Genomic DNA, 17,619 nt, shown 5'->3' on the forward strand with positions numbered 1-17,619 from the left:
ATCTTCTCTTAAATAGGCTCTTCTCTTAAAACCAATTTAAAAACCTCAGGCTCCATATTTTGCTCCCTTGAGGCATACTTTACATGCTCTTTGACCTTATCAAGCTGATTCATTGGAAATACCGATGCCTTGTCAAGTCCACATAGGTGGTATTGGCTATCCTTTACCCTGAGGTATTTATCAGCACTTTTAATTACCAGAAGTTCGGTTTCCATAATTCCATTTCCTTTGCCGTGAAAATACATTCTGTTTTCGGTTGAAGATGAAAACCCTGAAGGTGTTATTATGGCCGGAACAGTAACAAATTTTGAAAGCAATCTTAATACTTTTAGGCATCTTTCATTTATCGGTTTACACTTTTCTGAACCATGATTTTCATGATTAAGGGATTTTCTTGATTATTCATCATGTTAATCCTTAAATCCTTTAATCATGGTTCAAAATTTTCCGAAAAGTGTAAACTACTTTTGAGCTGATATGAAGGATGCCTACTTTTATGATTGATTCTTTTGTGTGTGAAGAAGATGGTACACGCATTCTTTCCGACTTGAATCCAGAGCTGACTGTGATTGATTAGTACTATTAATTACATTTATCCTGTTTGGAATCCCATTAAAAAAATTTACGTAGGGGTCGGGTTCCATATCCGCCCTAAATGGGGCAGAAATGTATTCTGCCCCCTACAGTTTCATATAACGTACATGGCTGATGACCGCCACAATCGAAGAGTTGAAAGTCTTTATAAAAACAGCCATTTGCGGGGACTTTCATATAAACGTACATGGCGGATATCCGCCACAATCGAAGGAGTGAAAGTCATTTTTAAAACAGGCTGTTACAGAGACTTTCATATAAAAAAATTTCATCCAAAGGATACTAATTTATCATAGTGGAAACTCTATCAAGCTTTGCAAGCCCTTTTTCCGGCTCTCTGTTCTGATTTTTGACCCATGCCTCAAGAGCCCCCTCAACCCTTCCATATTCAATGGCCTTTGAAGCAGCTTCAATGCCGGATTCAATTGTGGTTTCACTGCCTGCGACATAGTATATAAGAGCAGCATTCAAAACTGCGGCATCACGCCTTGCACCATGCTCCTTTCCTTTAATAAGCGAAAGAAATCTGCGGGGTTCCTCGGCTATATTCTTATCAGGGGCAATGGCACTACAGTCATGAAGATCCATTTTAAACGATTTGGGAGCAAATTCATACTCCTCAATTGAACCATCATTTTTAAGCTCGGCACACCAGGTTGTTCCGCACACTGATGCCTCATCCATGCCCTTGTCAGAACCATCAATTCCACCGTGGAGCACCAATGCACGCTCAAATCCGATGGCCTTCATCACATTCACCACCGGAAGAAGCATATCCTTTGAATATACACCCCGAACCGCCCTTCTCGGCATGGCAGGGTTTGCAAGGGATGCTGCAATATTAAGAGTAGAGCCAAAAAAAATCTGGGAAAGAATCCTGCCAAGTGCCATGGGATGAATTTGGGGACTCATACCATTAAAAAGGCCGATGTTTGCAGTTTCAATACTTTTTGCCACAATATCTGCCGAACACTCAACATCCACACCAAGGGATTCTGCCATATCAACTGTCCCGCACTTTGATGTGATTGCCCTTGCACCATGACGTGCCATTGGGATTCCAGCCGATGAAGCTATGAGGGAAGCGGCGGTACTTATGTTAAATGTCTTAAAACTGTCCATTCCGGTACCGCTGTTCTCCACAACAGGAACTCCACCATTGGTATTAAGCTGAACCCTTATGGTATCCATCTCATAAATGGCTTCCCATGCTCCGGCCACCTCTTCGGCTGTTTCACCTTTGGCATTCAGGGCAGCAAGAAATGCCCCCTGCTGCATATCTGTAATCTCATTGTTCAATATCTGCCTGAAAGCATCCCTTGACTCTTCCCTTGTAAGGTGACTCTTTTGAATCAAGCGGGTAATAAGGGTGCCAAATTGTCGATTTCTCACCAAATCCATCAAAAAAAATCCTCTATCCTGTGATCAATTTACTCTGTTCCATAATCAATTAAAATTTATCAGATCAACAATAGCTCTTATTCCAAGAAGATAGCTGTTAACCCCGAAACCTGTTATCTGACCCTTTGCAAGTGGGGCAATCACGGAAAAATGGCGAAATTCTTCCCGTGCATGTACATGGGACATATGCACCTCAACTATGGGAACACTCAAGATACCAAGAGCATCCATTATACCATAGCTGTAATGTGTCCATGCACCGGCGTTAATAATCACACCATCCACATTTTCTTTGTGCGCCCTGTGAATCCGCTCAACCATATCACCTTCATGATTTGTTTGAAAGCATGTAACCTCAATACCCAGTTCTTTGCCAAGTTTTTTACACTGCTCATCTATTTCAGACAATGTAACAGTGCCATATTGCTGAGGATCCCTTTTTCCAAACATGTTGAGGTTAATTCCGTTAAGAACAACTATTTTTTTCATTATGCTTTTGATTCCCTGTATAAATTAAATTCCTTATAATACTTTTTGGCACAATCAGGGCAGATACCATGGGAAAATCGGGCATCTGAATGCTTTTGAATGTACTCTTCAAGCTTTACCCATGTTTGTTCTGTGGAACGGATATTTTTGCAGTGTGAGCAGATGGGAATAAGGCCTTCAAGGGTCTTGATCTGATCAAGTGTCTTTTGCAGCATCAAGTTGGAATTTATCAGCTTCTCCTGATATTTTACAACCCTTTCCGCCACTGCAAGCCTTGCTTTTAATTCAATATTATCAAATGGTTTTGTGATGTAATCATCAGCTCCTTTTTCCAATGCAAACGCTATATCATCCTTTGACTTTTTTCCTGTCAAAATAATGATGTAAGGAGGGTTATCAGCAAAATGCCTCTTAACCTCAGTGCATATTGATACCCCGTCCATACCGGGCATCATCCAGTCAAGAATGGCTATTTTAACTGAAGGATCATTAATCAGATAGTTTAGTGCCTCGTCCCCTCTTTTTGCAAGATCTGCTCTGTATCCAATTTTTTCCAGCACAGCCTGCAAATAAAGCCCAGATGTCAAATTGTCTTCTGCAACCAAGAGTTTCATGGCTATCCTTTTAAAGAGTCATCAAAAATGAGTTAATATCATTTTTAAGCAGTGCCAGTTTTTCATGATACAAGTTGAGCTGATACTCAAAAGCATTAATATCTTTTATCCTGGCACAATTTTCCAGCTTCTGGCATATATCTGCCACTTCCGGAGCCTGTATATTGCTGCATGCCCCTTTAATTGAGTGAGCTGTGCTCTCTGCTGACCCAAGATCATTTTGTTTTATTGAGTTCAAAAGCTCTTCAGTAAGCTCATCTACATCTGTCAAAAAAGCATCAAGTATCATCCCTACCACTTTATAATCTCCGGAAAGGTTCTCTATCATGGCATCCTTGTCAAAAAGTGGAAAAAAGGTGACATCATTTTGTGGTTCATGACAAACCCTGCTTTCCTTTTGTGCATCAGTCAAAGTCCTGCTTCTCTTTTGTACACCAGGAGAAAAACTGCTTTCCTTTTGTGCATTGGGAGAAACGCTGCTTTTCTTTTGTGCCTTCGGAACAAACCTGCGTCTATTTTGTGCATCAAAAGAAACTCCGGTGTTTTTTACAGTTTCAGGAAGCCATTTTTCAAGCACATTCATAATTTTTTTTGAATTAACAGGCTTTGCAATATGGTCATCCATGCCGGCTGCCATGAACCTATTCCTGTCCTCATTCAGTGCATGTGCAGTAAGTGCAATAATAGGAACAGGTGGCCGGTTCTGCATATGTTCCATCTCCCTGATTTTTTTTGTGGCTGCAATACCACCCATTTTCTGCATACGAACATCCATGAACACAAGATCATACTTACCGGTGTTACGGCCTATCTCGTCCACAGCTTCACAGCCATCTTCCACAATAACAACATCATGAATCCCAATCTTTTTTAATAAACTGGAAGTAACAATCTGATTAATGTGATTATCTTCAGCGTAAAGAATTCTTACATTGTGAAACTCTATTGTACTTTTTACCTCTCCCTGAGATAGTTTTGAAGTATCCTGTAAAGGAAGGCCTGAGTAAAAACAGGGTGAAAGAAGGCGTATCAATTCATAATATCCAACCGGCTTTGTTAAAATTGAAACAGTGTGCTCATCTGTAATTTTTTCCATTAAGTCACGATTTATAACCATTGATAAGATCGCAAATAATGGCTTGCCTGAATCATTTTTCAAATCTCTTATTATGTCAAGGGGTGATATATCCCCTGCTGAATCATCACAAATGACAATATCAAACATGGAAGTTGCACTTTTACTGTCGATCAAGCCACTATCAATGGGGCAGCCGCCTCTTTTACCATGAAAACACCCATCCTCATTTTCATAACACCCATCCTCTTTTTCATGAGTCAGATTGACTGATGACAATGAGGGCTTTTTCTCACAGTTAATGTTCATATGTTTTAAAGCTTCCATACCTGATGAGAGTACAAGCGTTTCCATGTTCCAGTAACTGAACTGCCTTACCATATAGTCAATGTTGGGGGATGGAGTACTCACGATCAATGCCCTGAGCGACTTAAAGTTTAAAATGGCATTCTGGATATCCGGCTCAGGCAACGGGTTTGCAACTTCCATTTTTATTGTAAACAGAATTTCGGTACCCTTATTGTAACTACTGTTTACTTCAATGGTGCCCCCCATTTTCTCAATGATTTTCTTTGAAATTGTAAGACCAAGCCCTGTTCCACCATATTTTCTTGAAATCTCGGCACTGGCCTGGGTAAAGCTGTCAAAAAGCTCTTTTTGTTTCTCTTTTTCAATACCGATTCCTGTATCTCTGATTGAAAAGAGTAAATCTGTCTCTTCTTCACCTTTTTCTTTTACTCTCTTTAATCTGTTTTTAACACAGAGAGTGATTTCACCAGAATCTGTGAATTTTATGGCATTGCCGACAAGATTTACCATTATCTGTTTCAATCTTGCTGGGTCACCCATCAATTTTACAGGTACATCAGGCTCGGCATAACAACTGAATTCAATCCCTTTTTTCTGGCTTCCTGCTGCCATTATGGAAGCTGTCTCCCCGAGCAACTGCCTTATATCAAAACCAATTTTTTCCAGTTCAAACTTTCCTGACTCAATTTTTGAAAAATCAAGTATGGAGTTGATCACATCTAACAGCAAATTGCTGCTTTTGGAAATAATATCAAGATATTTAAGCTGCGACGAGTTGAGGCCGGAATCCCCAAGAAGCTCTATCATGCCAATGATTCCGTTCAAGGGGGTTCTTATTTCATGGCTCATATTTGCAAGAAAAACAGATTTAGCCCTGTTTGCAGATTCTGCCTTTTGTGCTGTGTTGATAAGTTTCTCTGTCTTTTTATCAATTTCATTTTGAAGCAGAATATTTTTTTCAAATACGGAAAAAGCATCTCCAGTTGTTTTGATGGAATTTTTTACCCTCTCTTTCAAAGCATTGATGATCTTTTCCTTTTTGTTCAAAAGGGCATCCTTTTTTACAAGCTCTGCTTCAAGTGTCGCCACTTTTTCCTGAAGGGCAAGGTTTTCCTGAAGGGTAGGACTTTCATGAAGGGAAGAACTTTCATGAGGGGCAGAATTTTCATAAAGGGCAAGGTTTTCTGATATCATGGTTTACCAATCACTACACAGGTTAATGTCTGATTTACATGTATTGAGTTAAACTGCTCTCCATAGGTGCTGAAGCCAATAAATTTTATTTTGCCAAGCTCGTTTTCAACCTCATCTACAAGACCCTTGGCAAATATCTCAAGCCTTCTATGGATACAGTCAAATCCAATGGTGGCCTCAATGTGTGAAAAATCCGACCTGATCTGGTCAATCTGTTTTTTAAGGGAAGGCAGCAGCCCAGTTCCCTCTCCAACCGTCAACGGGATACCGCTGTCAATGGCACAGGCAAAAGTCAAACTGTCATCTTCATTTACATATTGAATGGATCTGACATACCACTCATCACCGATCTGAAGCATCACCGGATGGGTGGAGTAAACTTCCAGTGTTAACTCATCTTTGGGAATACCTATAATTTCTGCAAGTTCTTCTGCAGCAGGCCCTCCATTGATCTCTGTCACTATCCTCTTGGCAGCATCTGCTTCAGTTATAACCATGTCTTTATCTGATGGTTGATAATGTTGCATCTTATATGCTTTAAATGACATTTTTGACTCTATCAGAACAAATGAGGCAACTCCAGTTCTGAACTCATTTTCAGCAAAAACAAAAGTTCTGGTAAACGTAAGGTTGTCCGCTGCTGAACCACCAATCAACGAAATGCCTTCAAGGGCACGATAAAGAGATGATGTTATCTCTTCTTCCTTTACGGAAAGACCGTCAATTAAAAGAATCGTAAATATCTTTGCTGGATCAAGCACACTGGAAAATTTTAAATTCTTCTTCATATCCTCAATGAGATCTTTTGCTTCATTGAGATTAAAATTATTTAAATCATCAATTCCTGCACAGTGAAAAGCAAATTTTCTGGAAGAGAAACTGATGCCGACAATTCCATTTTTCTGATAACGAGTACCAATTTCACCAGCGGTTGTGCACCCTGTTACAGGACAGTCAAAGTACTTTGCAACTGCATCCTTTATTTTACCCAAATCATATCCAATGGAACAGAAAAAAATTACTCCTGCAAGGTCTTCCTGATAAAGTTGATCTGCAAGTTCCTTTACAGCTTCCATTTCATCGTTTAAACAATTTTCAGCTCTTTTTATATATTGTGAGTTCATCCATTCCTCGTTTTCAGATTATTCATTCTATACATTGATTCGATTCAAGCACTCTCCCAATATTTTTTTATTAGAACGTCTCCACAACATACTGATATACTCAAAATCGACACCTATGATCTTGTAAGCCTTGTCAATACTGTCTGAATCAGGATTCCCAAGATTAACAAGATAAGGCAGGATTATCTACTCAAAGTTGACACCTATGATCTTGTAAACCTTGTCAACACTGTCTGAATCAGGATTCCCTGGATAACAGGAGAACAGGATTAACAGGATAATACAGGATTATCTATCCTGGACATCCTATCCATCCTGGTTATCCTGATTCAGACAAATGCAATAAGTTCTGAAAAAGCAATAAGATGTCGATTTTGAGGATATACAAAAATGTTTATCTCTTCGATTGTGACAAGCACCCACCATGTACGTTTATATGAAAGTCTCGGTAACAGCCTGTTTTTAAAACGACTTTCGTCTTTTCGATTGTGGCGTGAATCCGCCATGTACGTTATATCCATTTTTACCGTGGAAATGGATACAATTTTCCATATTCGGGGGTGGCTGGCTGGCAGCCATGACCGTTTACCGTGAAAATGACTATCATTTTTATATTTGGGGGTGATTGATACCTAATCAATCATGCCTGTTTACTGTAATTTATTTAAGGCTCATTCCTTAAATAGATTACTCAACCACTCGACAAAAATTAGGGCTATTTCAGTATCTGGTCTCAAAGCATGCGCTGTAACGGATTGTCCAAGGGGTTTACCGGGTTCGTCCTGCCATGCAAGATAAGTGTGAATGATGGCCTTGCTGTAATGGGGTTGCTTGAAATGTGTAAATCCACCTTGTTTTGCTGTTTCCACACATTGGGAGGCAGCATTCATAGCACTCTCTTCGGCCATTTCCATCAGGAAATCTTCCAACATTCCAGGATCTTGATTATTCGGCATCAACCATATGCCAATTAGTGGTTTTCCTGAATTGTCAGGTAAAATACTTCCCTTTTCATTGGGCATTTCGGGAAAGAGATAACCATGATCCTTGATTTTTTGCTGAATCTGTTGCCATCGGCTGCTGGCTCCTGAATCATCTGTATCCATTACCACACCAATAGTCTCGGGAGGCAAAGGTTGAATGATCAAAGCATTCAGGCGCTTCAGAAGAGCCTCGTCATTTTCGCATTCATATATTCCGAATGTTTCAGAAATATGGTGGTATTCACAAAGGGCAAGTATAACGTGACAATCACTTTTACCCTCCACAAGCAAGACTTTTTTCCCTTTGTGCTTGCATGGATTTTTCTTTGCCATCAGCGCACCTCAACATCTGAATCAATTGAATCGGAAAGCATCTCTCTGGTATAGCCGATAACTTTTGCCCCATTGATCGGATCAGCTTCCAATCTGTAAAAGGAAGCTGATTCTTCATTGGAACTCCAGACATCATGGAAGCCTTTGATACAGTCTCGACTATGGGTTGTAGCAATGACCTGAACATTTAACTTTTCTGCCAGTCGAACAATATTCTTCCAGATTTTCGGCAGTGTTAACCAGTGCAATCCATTTTCAAATTCATCAATCAAAAGAAGTCCGTTTTTGGAATTTACAAGAGCCAATATGATATGAAATAAACGAGTTAACCCATCTCCCATTGTTTTTAGAGGAAGTCTTTCATTGACTCCCTTGTAACGAATTATTGGAATACGCCGAGATTTTTTTATTGATTTTTCAGCCAAGTTAGCAACAAGAGCTATGCCTTTTATATTTGGATCAATTATTTTGAGACAAAAAAGAACTTCTTTTTCCATATCAGTCAGATTGATATTATCCCATAAGGTAGCCAAATCATCATCATTAAGATTCTTTGTTGGAACTACCTGATGGTTTAAAATCAAATCCTTATATCCGGTATATAACTGTTGCCTATACTCAGGGCTATAAGGATTTACCGTAATATAATAACATCTCTCACCACTTTTCTGAGTTGCTTCTAACGCAAATTGAATATCTGGCAAGTCATCATTTATTGAATCTCTATCAATCGGAATACGTTTTCTTCTTCCATCTTTATCTTCTGCAATCTGCAATGCTTTCAGTGCTATTTTCAGCATTTTTGAATCATCGTCAGGCTGTCCAATTTCAATGGCTTCACCGTCTATTTCCGGCAGAAGATATCCATTGAAAAGATAAGCAAAAGGTTTTGAGATTTGCTGTGCAGAGTATTTATCTTTTTCGGATATAAAGCTTTCCCACTCTTCATCCCGTGAAGAAATTATATCAAATACTGTACGAGGGCTTCCTTTTGTTGCATATATTTGAAGTGCTTCGAGCAAACAGCTTTTCCCCGAATTATTTTTGCCCACAAATAGATTGACACGCTTTAAATTTTTTATCTCTATTTCCTTGAAAATCCGGAAATTACGAATCAATAATGAGTTTATCATATGCACCTCGTCTTTTATTGCCAGTCACTTGTCAGTTAATTGGTAGTGTCATAAAAGTGTTGATATCTTTTTGTGAAAGCCCTGCTGAATCAAGGTTTGTGAAGAGCTCATCAACATATTTGGGACACCACCAGTTAATTATGGTGTTAATACGGTAAACAAAGCGATCAAGAGTGGACGGAATCTCCTGCCATTTAAAACATGAATAAGCATTATCTTCATAATTGTACGCCAAGCCATGTATGTTATTCAAAAATCACAAAAAAAATCACAATCAGGCCAAACAGTGCGCAGCCTGCGCTTGCAAGAAACAGATAGGCATGAACAGTATCGTAAAACATTCCTGAAAGCATAAATCCTGCCATCATACCAGCACCATAGGTAACAGCATTGTTAACAGCCTGCCCAAAGGTTGCTCCGCTCTCTTGTGAGAGTTTATCAACAGCAAGGATACTGGAAACATGAAATGCGCCATAGGTAAGGGCGTGGAGAAGCTGGGAAAAGAGTATTAAACCAGCAAGCAGCGTAAAGGGCGGGAGCGTTGAGGCACTGTTGTGAAAAATTTCAGATGATGTGGCAAAGAGGAGAAACCACCTTATTACGGCTGCAAAAAAAGATAGAGCAAGAATCCTTTTCAGTGTGAATCTTGAAAAAAGCGGGCCTGAAAAAACCATTACAGCGATCTCAGCAACAGAAGCAACTCCCCATGCAAAACCAATAAAACCTGTGCTGAAACCCAATGATTCAAGATAGATGGAAAAAAAGCCATAATAGGCACCATGACTTGTGAGCATCAAAAAAGCTGCAAAAAGAAACATAGATGTATTGAATGAGAAAAAATTCCTGAAACCAGATAATCCGGAAGAGATTCCTGCATTACCTGCCGATTGGGTTGGTGGTAGTTTAACGGTTAATAGCACCTGTAAAACCATGCCACCAAGCATCATTGGGATAATAATATCAATGGGTTTAAATGTGAGAACCTTACCAAGGCCCATTGACAGGAGAATAAAAGCAATGGAACCCCACACACGTGAGTTACCATACTTTCTCTTCTCTTTGCCAAGTATATCCATGGCAAATGCTTCAATAAAAGAGACAATGGGAGCATAAAAAATCGACTGGCATGCAATGACAAGAAAAAGGGGGGTAAAGGTACGGGTAAAAAAAAGCGGTAACCATAGAAGGCAGCTCATGGAGGTGCAAAATATAAGAATGGATTTTCTGGCATTGAACCTGTCTGCCGCCATTGCCCATAAAACAGGAAAAATAACCACGGCAGCAGTCTTTACAGATGAAATCAATCCGATCTCAAAGCCTGAAAAACCAAGATGACGGCAGAAAAGGTTAAAATAGGGCAAAAAGATCCCCAGGGTCCCAAAATAGATAAAGTAGTGGGACCCCAGAAGAACTTTCATGTAATTTACGCTTATATATTCAGGATTGTTTTTTTTCATCATAGTCATAATTTCCCCGATTTTTAACTTTATGCTGCATCTGATGACAAGAGATAACAGAAGATGCAGTATTAAAAAAGAGAATTTATGACTCCCGAAATTTTTTCAAGGCATCAATAATCAAGAACACATTGTACAAACAACACAAATATCACTTAAGGCACTATTTTCTAAAGCTTTACCCAGTAAAAAGCTTCATCCAGTAAAAGCTTCATCCAGTATCAGAACCTTGTGTACTGGGCACCGAGTTCCATACCAAGATCCAGAGCTTCTTGATTCATTTGTATAAAATCTTCCGGTATTCTTGTTTCAACTATCTTCATGACTGATGTAGGTTTCAGAAACTCAGTTATCCCGAGAAGTGCTCCCAGCATACATATATTAAATACAATGGGTTTGCCGATCTGAGCCATGACAGATTCGTACATGGGTACCTCAATCTGCTTTGCATCCACTTTCTTGGCAATCTGGACATATTTTGAGTCTGTTATCACAAACCCACCAGGCCGTACAAGAGACGCATATGTATTATAAGACTCCTGAGTAAGACAGACCAGAATATTGGCCTGATTCACTTCTGGATAATATATGATATCATTTGATATAATGACATCGCTTCTCGTGGCACCACCACGGGCAGCAGCACCATAACTTTGGGACTGGGTGGCATTCATCCCCTCATGGATGACAGCGGCTTCAGCCAGTATGATGGCTGCAGTAATCACGCCCTGCCCGCCTGAACCTGAAAAAATAAGTCTGGTTCTTTTCATGATTGGCTCCTCTTCATGGCTGTCTCAATGATTTTGTCATAGGATTCACAATACTCCGGTGTCTCCGGATTATCAACAAAGATACCCCTTGGGATCAAGGTTGGATCCTTTTCAAGGGCCTTGGAACCGATTTTTGCCGTGGTGTTTTTCTGAAACTCCATCATCATGGCAGCATCACCTTCCTTGTTTTTTCTGCCATAATGGGTTGGACACTGTGACAGAATCTCCACAACGGAAAAGCCTTTATGTTCAATGGCTCTTTTAAGCAGATCAACAGCCTCAATGGCATGATATACTGTGGTTCTTGCCACAAATGATGCGCCGGCAGCCATTGAAAGCTTTACAACATCAAAACCGCTGTCAATGGTTGTATAAGGAGCTGTGGTGGCTTTTTTGCCAACACCTGACAAAGGAGAAAACTGCCCGCCTGTCATACCATAAATACGATTGTTCATTACAATGGCTGTGATATCAATATTTCGTCTTGCTGCATGTATAAAATGATTACCACCAATGGCAAGTGCATCACCGTCACCCATGGGCACCAGAAGTTTAAGTTCGGGCTTGCTAAGCTTTACGCCAGTTGCAAATGCCAGGGCACGTCCATGAATGGTATGAAGGGAGTGAAAATCCACATAGCCTGAAATTCTGGCAGAACAGCCGATGCCGGAAGTCATTACGATCTCGTTCTTGTCAAGCCCCAGAGCTTCAACAGCACGGATAAGGGAGTTGAGAACAATACCGTGTCCGCAACCCGGACACCACATATGTGGAAAGTATCTTTGTCTTAAATAATCTTTAATTGCCATGTTTATACCCCCCTTCCCTGGATAACCCGAAGGAGTGTCTTGATGTTGGTGGGTGTGATAAGTTTACCGTCAATACGATTGGCCAGAAAAACTCTCTCGGGTTTATCCACAGCAGCCTTTACATGACGCATCACCTGCCCCATGTTCATTTCAACCACAATGACTGCCCTTGCGCCGGCACACTTTTCACGGATCAAGGTTTCAGGAAACGGCCAGATGGACTGAAGTTCCAGAACTCCAACCTTTTCTCCCCTGGCCCTTCTGCTTCTTGCAAGGTGAATGGCAGATCGTGCAGATGAACCGTATGATATCATTATATATTCAGCACCCTCAAGGTAATGCTCCTTGTATCTTGTAATGGTATGCACATTGTTGTCAATCTTGTCCACAATATGGTGAAGCAGCTCACGTACAACCTTGGGGTTATTTGATGGAAAACCCCACATATCATGAAAAAGCCCTGTTACATTATAGCGATGTTCTGCACCAAAATCAGACATGGGCAGACGTCCGTCCTCCCTTGGCAGGTATGGATGGTAATCAACGCCTTTTCGTACAGAGGTTCTGAGGCGTTCTACCAGTGGGATATCTCCCTTTTCAGGAACAACAAGTTTTTCCCTCATGTGTCCCACCACCTCATCAAACAGCAGAATAACCGGTGTACGGTAGGTCTCGGCAAGATTAAATGCATCCACTGTCATTGCAAACACATCCTGATGGTTGGATGCGGTAAGAGCAATAATGCTGTGATCTCCGTGGGTTCCCCATTTTGCTTGATTTACGTCACCCTGGCTCACATGGGTTGGATTTCCTGTGGAAGGGCCACCTCTTTGCACATTGACAATTACGCATGGTATCTCTGCCATACAGGCGTAACCCAGAGCCTCCTGTTTCAATGAGAAACCAGGACCACTTGTGGCTGTCATAACCTTGTGCCCTGTCAATGATGCACCAATAATTGCGCACATGGAGGCTATCTCATCCTCCATCTGTATAAATTTCCCCCCCTTTTCCGGAAGTCTGCTTGATAAAAGCTCAGCTACTTCAGTTGAAGGGGTTATGGGGTACCCCGCAAAAAAATTAATTCCTGCATAGAGGGCGCCCTCAACACATGCCTCGTTTCCCTGGATAAACTTGATATTATTATTCATTTGAATCATCCTGGTCTGTCAGCACATCGTCTGTTGAAGTCTCATCTGCCAACACATCGTCTGTTATCAGATCGTCATCGGCACTCTTTTTCTCTGCCGGGACATCATCTGTTGTCAGTACCTCAATTGCAAGATCCGGGCACCTCAGTTCACAAAGTTTGCAACAAATGCAATCCTCGGGCCGTACTGCAACAACTTTTTCACTGGAATCAAGTTCAAGAACTTTTTTGGGGCAAAAGTGTACACATATACCGCACCCCTTGCACCACTCTCTGTTTATCACATGTTCCTTAAGTTTAAGCCTTGCCATAAACTCCTCTTAATTTTGTCAGCTTACTTTCAATTAATTTCAGCCAGCCGTAACCATATTTGCTTTACCCCTAAAGGATTTTCTTAATACAATGAAAAAAACACCTTTTCAGGGTATGGGTTGATTAATAACAGGTCAAGCCCACTTATAAGCGGTTCCATATTGAAAAAACATCCATTATGAAAACACAAAAATGCCCTTCAATATTTTTTTGTTCCATAGTTGATTTGCCAATTCAAGTCAAGTAATAGATAAAGTTAACAGAATTTATTGGAAATTTCGCTGTTCACACTGATATTGAGAAACAATACCTATTGAAAATCACTTACAACAAAAAGGCACAACAGGTCCCGTAAGAAGTATGGATATTAATAGCAATAAATATATAAAGGTCAGCGTCATCATCCCCACATTCAACAGGGCTTGGTGCATTGCAGATGCAGTTGAATCAGTACTCGCACAGAATTATAAAGGGACAATGGAGATTATTGTTGTTGATGACGGCTCCACTGACGATACACCCAGGGTTATTGAACCTTATATAAAAAAAACAACCAAGATTAAACCTAATGTAGAGCAGATAGAATCTCACACAGAAAAGATAGAACCTCACACAGAAAAGATAGAACCTCACACAGAACAGATAGAACCCCACACAGAACAGATAGAACCTCACACAGAACAGATAGAACCCCACACAGAAGAGATAGAACCCCACACAGAACAGATAGAACCCCACACAGAAGAGATAAAACCTCACATGGAACAGATAGAACCTCACATAGCCCCTTGCATAAAGCAGATAAAGCTTCTGAAACAGGAAAACCGTGGGGTCAGTGCTGCGAGAAATCTTGGAATCAAAAAAAGCTCCGGAGATTTTATTGCATTTCTTGATTCCGATGATCTGTGGATGCCGGATAAGATATCCTGCCAGATGGAATTTTTTGACTCAAACCCGGATGCCATGATCTGCCAGACAGAAGAGATCTGGATCAGAAAAGGCAAACGGGTCAATCCTAAATTCAAACACAAAAAACTGTCAGGCATGATCTTTGAGCCATCCCTTCATCTGTGCCTTGTAAGCCCTTCGGCAGTTATGATGAAAAGGCAATTTTTCGATATCAAGGGACTTTTTGACGAGGATCTTCCAGCCTGTGAAGATTACGATCTCTGGCTGAGAACTTCTGTTGATATGCCCATCTATCTTGTAGATACCCCATGCATTATCAAGCAGGGAGGGCACAGTGACCAGCTCTCTTCATCCCACTCCTTAGACAAATACAGAATCAGATCCATTGTGAGGTTGATTGAAAGCCATAATTTGAGCAGCTCCCAACGTAACGCTGCCAAAGATGTATTAAGGGAGAAATGCCACATTTACATCAAAGGATGTCTCAAACATGGAAAAATTGAAGAGGCAGACTACTGTCAAAAAATTCTGGAAAGAATCAATTGAAATCGGTACTACTCCATTGTCAAAGCTAAAAATTAGGGTTCGATTAACTGTAGAGACAAGGCATGCCTTGTCTCTACGTTGCAGATAACCCTAAAATTAAGTGCTGACAGTGTACTACCCCAATGCGATTCTCTCCCAAATTGCAATTTTTCATTTCCTTAGAAATGTGGAGACTCTTGAGTTTTTTTTAAAAGTATGATTTAGTTTTTCTTCAATTTTATTAAAATACAATTTAAAGTTTTTATCATTTTTTCATAAAATATTAATATTCAATTTTAGATTTAAGCATTTTATATGATAAATTATTTAAGAAATAAGCAGGCCAGAATCATGCACGCTGTTCCGACAAAATTTGTACGGAAAGCATATATGAAAAAACTGCTCTCCCCCAACAGACTGGTGGGCATCATGGGGCAAAGGGGGGTTGGGAAGACAACACTTCTTCTTCAGTACCTCAAAAGCAACCTAAAAGTAACAGAATACATCTATTTCAGTGCTGATGATATATATATTGCAGACTCTACCCTTTATGACATAGCAGATACCTTTGTAAAACTAAACGGCAGGGTACTTGTAATTGACGAAATTCACAAATATAATAACTGGGCACAGGAACTTAAAAATATTTATGATGGATTTCCATCTCTTATGGTCAGATTCAGTGGATCATCCATGTTAAGGATTCTCCATGAAACCCATGATCTAAGCCGAAGATGTGTAACTGTTCCAATGGAAACCCTTGGTTTTAACGAGTATCTTGAGCTTTTCAGAGGTATCTTTATTTCTCCATTCAAGCTTGAAGAGATTACAACAAGAGCTTCCGAAATCAGTATGGATCTTGCCCTTTCACACCCCAATCTTTACAGTGATTTCAAGGATTATCTTAAATTCGGGGCATACCCCTTTTTCATGGAAGACAGAGACGAATTCAAAAACAAGCTCTACAATGCACTTCAAAAAATCATAAATGAAGATATCCCGAGCTGTAACAGAATACCCTATACCCAGACAGCTATTTTTAAACAGCTAATAGCAAGGCTTATCGAATCAAGGGTTCCATACAAGGTCAATGCTGCAAAACTATCAAAGGAACTTGGAATCACAAATCCTACATTGCTATCTTATATGGAGATGCTTAAGGATTCGAAAATATTTCGACCAATAAAAAAATTTAGCACAAGAGTATCCAGAAAACCTGAAAAAATTCTGTTTGACAATACCAATATTCTCCATGCCTACGCAGATGACTTTGGCATTGAAGTGAACAGGGGCACTGAACGGGAAACCTTTTTTGCAGGATGTTTTTCAAAGATTTTTTATTCCGACATCGGAGACTTCAAGGTTGGGGATATGGTATTTGAAATCGGGGGTAAAAACAAAACCTTCGGGCAGATAAAAGGAGCGCCAAAGGGCTATCTGGCAATTGACACTGACTATACCACAGAGCCTGGCAAAATTCCCATCTGGCTTTTTGGTATGATGTAATTTCTTTTTTATACTCAAAACCGACACCTATGATCTTTTGAGCCTTGTCAATAGTGTCTGAATCAGGATTCCCAAGATTAACAGGATAAGGCAGGATTATCTATCCTGAGCATCCTATCCATCCTGGTTATCCTGGTTCAGACAACTGCAATAACATATGCAAAAGCAATAAGATGTCGATTTTGAGTTTTTATATGAAAGTCCCCGTATTTCAAGGTTTTTTTCAGGGCTTTCATGCTTCGTTGTGGCAAGATGGTTTTGCCATGGCCGTTATAAGAAAGTCCTGGTATTTCAAGGTTTTTTTCAGGACTTTCATGCTTCGTTGTGGCAAGATGGGTTTACCATGGCCGTTTATATGAAAGTCTCAGTAAATAGCTGTTTTAATAAAGACTTTCAACTCTTCGATTGTGGCGGTCATCAGCCATGTACGTTTATAAGAAAGTCCCCGTCTTTTAAGGAGCTATAGGACTTTCATGCTTCGTTGTGGCAGATGGATCTGCCATGGCCGTTATACCATACATGACGGATAGCCGCCATGTACGATGAAAAGGCCTGACAATTAACGTCCCACAGGCTTTTTTTCTCTTTACACTTTAAACCTACCCACCATCTCATTAAGATTCTCCGCCAGTTTCGACAACTCAAGAGCACTTTCATTGATCTGTAAACTTCCGTGTTTTATCTCTTCTGCTGACTGACTGACCTTGTGAATATCCTCTGTAACTTCACCCGCTACGGCAGAAGTCTGATTCACATTTTCATTGACTTCCTGCACTCCAGTCGCAGCCTGGCTCACATTATTGGAGATCTCCTGGGTGGTGGCAGACTGTTCTTCAATGGCAGTGGCAACTGATGTTACAATAGTATTGATCTCGTCGATTATTTCAACAATTGATTTGAGTGTAATCAAAATAGAGCAATCGTTAGTATTT

General features: G+C 40.2%; 16 protein-coding genes and 2 pseudogenes. 2 read left to right on the forward strand and 16 right to left on the reverse strand.

Annotation, left to right across the window (positions count from 1 at the left end):
- Positions 1 to 8: 8 nt before the first annotated feature.
- From MTBBW1_RS13880 to MTBBW1_RS13940, 15 genes and pseudogenes are all read right to left on the reverse strand, one after another.
- On the reverse strand, positions 9 to 215 hold the full coding sequence (locus tag MTBBW1_RS13880; RefSeq protein WP_139786769.1) for a hypothetical protein: 207 nt from the start codon (positions 213 to 215) through the stop codon (positions 9 to 11).
- Positions 216 to 876: 661 nt separating this feature from the next.
- Entirely contained in the window at positions 877 to 1,995 is a 1,119-nt protein-coding gene (trpD, locus tag MTBBW1_RS13885; RefSeq protein ID WP_080804365.1) for an anthranilate phosphoribosyltransferase, read from the reverse strand.
- 45 nt (positions 1,996 to 2,040) lie between these two features.
- Positions 2,041 to 2,484, reverse strand: coding sequence for a type II 3-dehydroquinate dehydratase (gene aroQ / locus MTBBW1_RS13890; RefSeq protein WP_080804366.1), 444 nt, complete (start codon positions 2,482 to 2,484; stop codon positions 2,041 to 2,043).
- Positions 2,484 to 3,098: a response regulator gene (locus tag MTBBW1_RS13895; protein WP_080804367.1), complete on the reverse strand. Its 615-nt coding sequence runs from the start codon at positions 3,096 to 3,098 to the stop codon at positions 2,484 to 2,486. Before MTBBW1_RS13895 ends, aroQ begins: the two co-directional genes overlap by 1 nt.
- A gap of 10 nt (positions 3,099 to 3,108) precedes the next feature.
- Positions 3,109 to 5,676, reverse strand: a complete 2,568-nt coding sequence (locus tag MTBBW1_RS13900; RefSeq protein ID WP_080804368.1) for a hybrid sensor histidine kinase/response regulator — start codon at positions 5,674 to 5,676, stop codon at positions 3,109 to 3,111.
- Complete coding sequence (locus tag MTBBW1_RS13905; protein ID WP_080804369.1) at positions 5,673 to 6,800, reverse strand: FIST N-terminal domain-containing protein; 1,128 nt, start codon at positions 6,798 to 6,800, stop codon at positions 5,673 to 5,675. Before MTBBW1_RS13905 ends, MTBBW1_RS13900 begins: the two co-directional genes overlap by 4 nt.
- Before the next feature lie 329 nt (positions 6,801 to 7,129).
- The gene (locus tag MTBBW1_RS28405; RefSeq protein WP_186441303.1) at positions 7,130 to 7,306 is read right to left on the reverse strand and encodes a hypothetical protein; all 177 of its coding nucleotides are present in this window, start codon (positions 7,304 to 7,306) and stop codon (positions 7,130 to 7,132) included.
- 165 nt (positions 7,307 to 7,471) lie between these two features.
- Positions 7,472 to 8,116 carry a DUF3226 domain-containing protein gene (locus MTBBW1_RS13910; protein WP_080804370.1) on the reverse strand — a complete coding sequence of 215 codons (645 nt, stop codon included), beginning with the start codon at positions 8,114 to 8,116 and terminating at the stop codon, positions 7,472 to 7,474.
- Positions 8,116 to 9,249, reverse strand: a complete 1,134-nt coding sequence (locus tag MTBBW1_RS13915) for an AAA family ATPase (protein ID WP_080804371.1) — start codon at positions 9,247 to 9,249, stop codon at positions 8,116 to 8,118. The genes MTBBW1_RS13910 and MTBBW1_RS13915 overlap by 1 nt, the downstream gene beginning before the upstream one ends.
- Positions 9,250 to 9,280: 31 nt before the next feature.
- Positions 9,281 to 9,502, reverse strand: a complete 222-nt coding sequence (locus MTBBW1_RS27805) for a hypothetical protein (protein WP_139786770.1) — start codon at positions 9,500 to 9,502, stop codon at positions 9,281 to 9,283.
- Positions 9,495 to 10,709, reverse strand: coding sequence for an MFS transporter (locus MTBBW1_RS13920; RefSeq protein ID WP_080804372.1), 1,215 nt, complete (start codon positions 10,707 to 10,709; stop codon positions 9,495 to 9,497). The genes MTBBW1_RS27805 and MTBBW1_RS13920 overlap by 8 nt, the downstream gene beginning before the upstream one ends.
- Positions 10,710 to 10,927: 218 nt before the next feature.
- On the reverse strand, positions 10,928 to 11,476 hold the full coding sequence (locus MTBBW1_RS13925; RefSeq protein ID WP_080804373.1) for a 2-oxoacid:acceptor oxidoreductase family protein: 549 nt from the start codon (positions 11,474 to 11,476) through the stop codon (positions 10,928 to 10,930).
- Positions 11,473 to 12,285 carry a 2-oxoacid:ferredoxin oxidoreductase subunit beta gene (locus tag MTBBW1_RS13930; protein ID WP_080804374.1) on the reverse strand — a complete coding sequence of 271 codons (813 nt, stop codon included), beginning with the start codon at positions 12,283 to 12,285 and terminating at the stop codon, positions 11,473 to 11,475. Before MTBBW1_RS13930 ends, MTBBW1_RS13925 begins: the two co-directional genes overlap by 4 nt.
- A gap of 2 nt (positions 12,286 to 12,287) precedes the next feature.
- Positions 12,288 to 13,436: a 2-oxoacid:acceptor oxidoreductase subunit alpha gene (locus MTBBW1_RS13935; RefSeq protein WP_080804375.1), complete on the reverse strand. Its 1,149-nt coding sequence runs from the start codon at positions 13,434 to 13,436 to the stop codon at positions 12,288 to 12,290.
- Between the two features lie 103 nt (positions 13,437 to 13,539).
- Positions 13,540 to 13,746 (reverse strand): annotated as a pseudogene (locus tag MTBBW1_RS13940) (4Fe-4S dicluster domain-containing protein); the annotation flags it as partial.
- 361 nt (positions 13,747 to 14,107) lie between these two features.
- On the opposite strand from MTBBW1_RS13940, the gene MTBBW1_RS29560 reads away from it, so the two are divergent.
- Together MTBBW1_RS29560 and MTBBW1_RS13950 are read left to right on the forward strand one after the other, a co-directional pair.
- The gene (locus MTBBW1_RS29560; RefSeq protein ID WP_080804376.1) at positions 14,108 to 15,202 is read left to right on the forward strand and encodes a glycosyltransferase family 2 protein; all 1,095 of its coding nucleotides are present in this window, start codon (positions 14,108 to 14,110) and stop codon (positions 15,200 to 15,202) included.
- Between the two features lie 369 nt (positions 15,203 to 15,571).
- The gene (locus MTBBW1_RS13950) at positions 15,572 to 16,687 is read left to right on the forward strand and encodes an ATP-binding protein (protein WP_186441305.1); all 1,116 of its coding nucleotides are present in this window, start codon (positions 15,572 to 15,574) and stop codon (positions 16,685 to 16,687) included.
- Positions 16,688 to 17,273: 586 nt separating this feature from the next.
- Here the strand turns inward: MTBBW1_RS13950 and MTBBW1_RS29565 are convergent.
- Positions 17,274 to 17,619, reverse strand: a pseudogene (locus MTBBW1_RS29565) (methyl-accepting chemotaxis protein); the annotation flags it as partial.

Origin of the sequence: Desulfamplus magnetovallimortis (genome assembly GCF_900170035.1) — a bacterium.
In the GTDB taxonomy this organism is placed as follows: domain Bacteria; phylum Desulfobacterota; class Desulfobacteria; order Desulfobacterales; family Desulfobacteraceae; genus Desulfamplus; species Desulfamplus magnetovallimortis.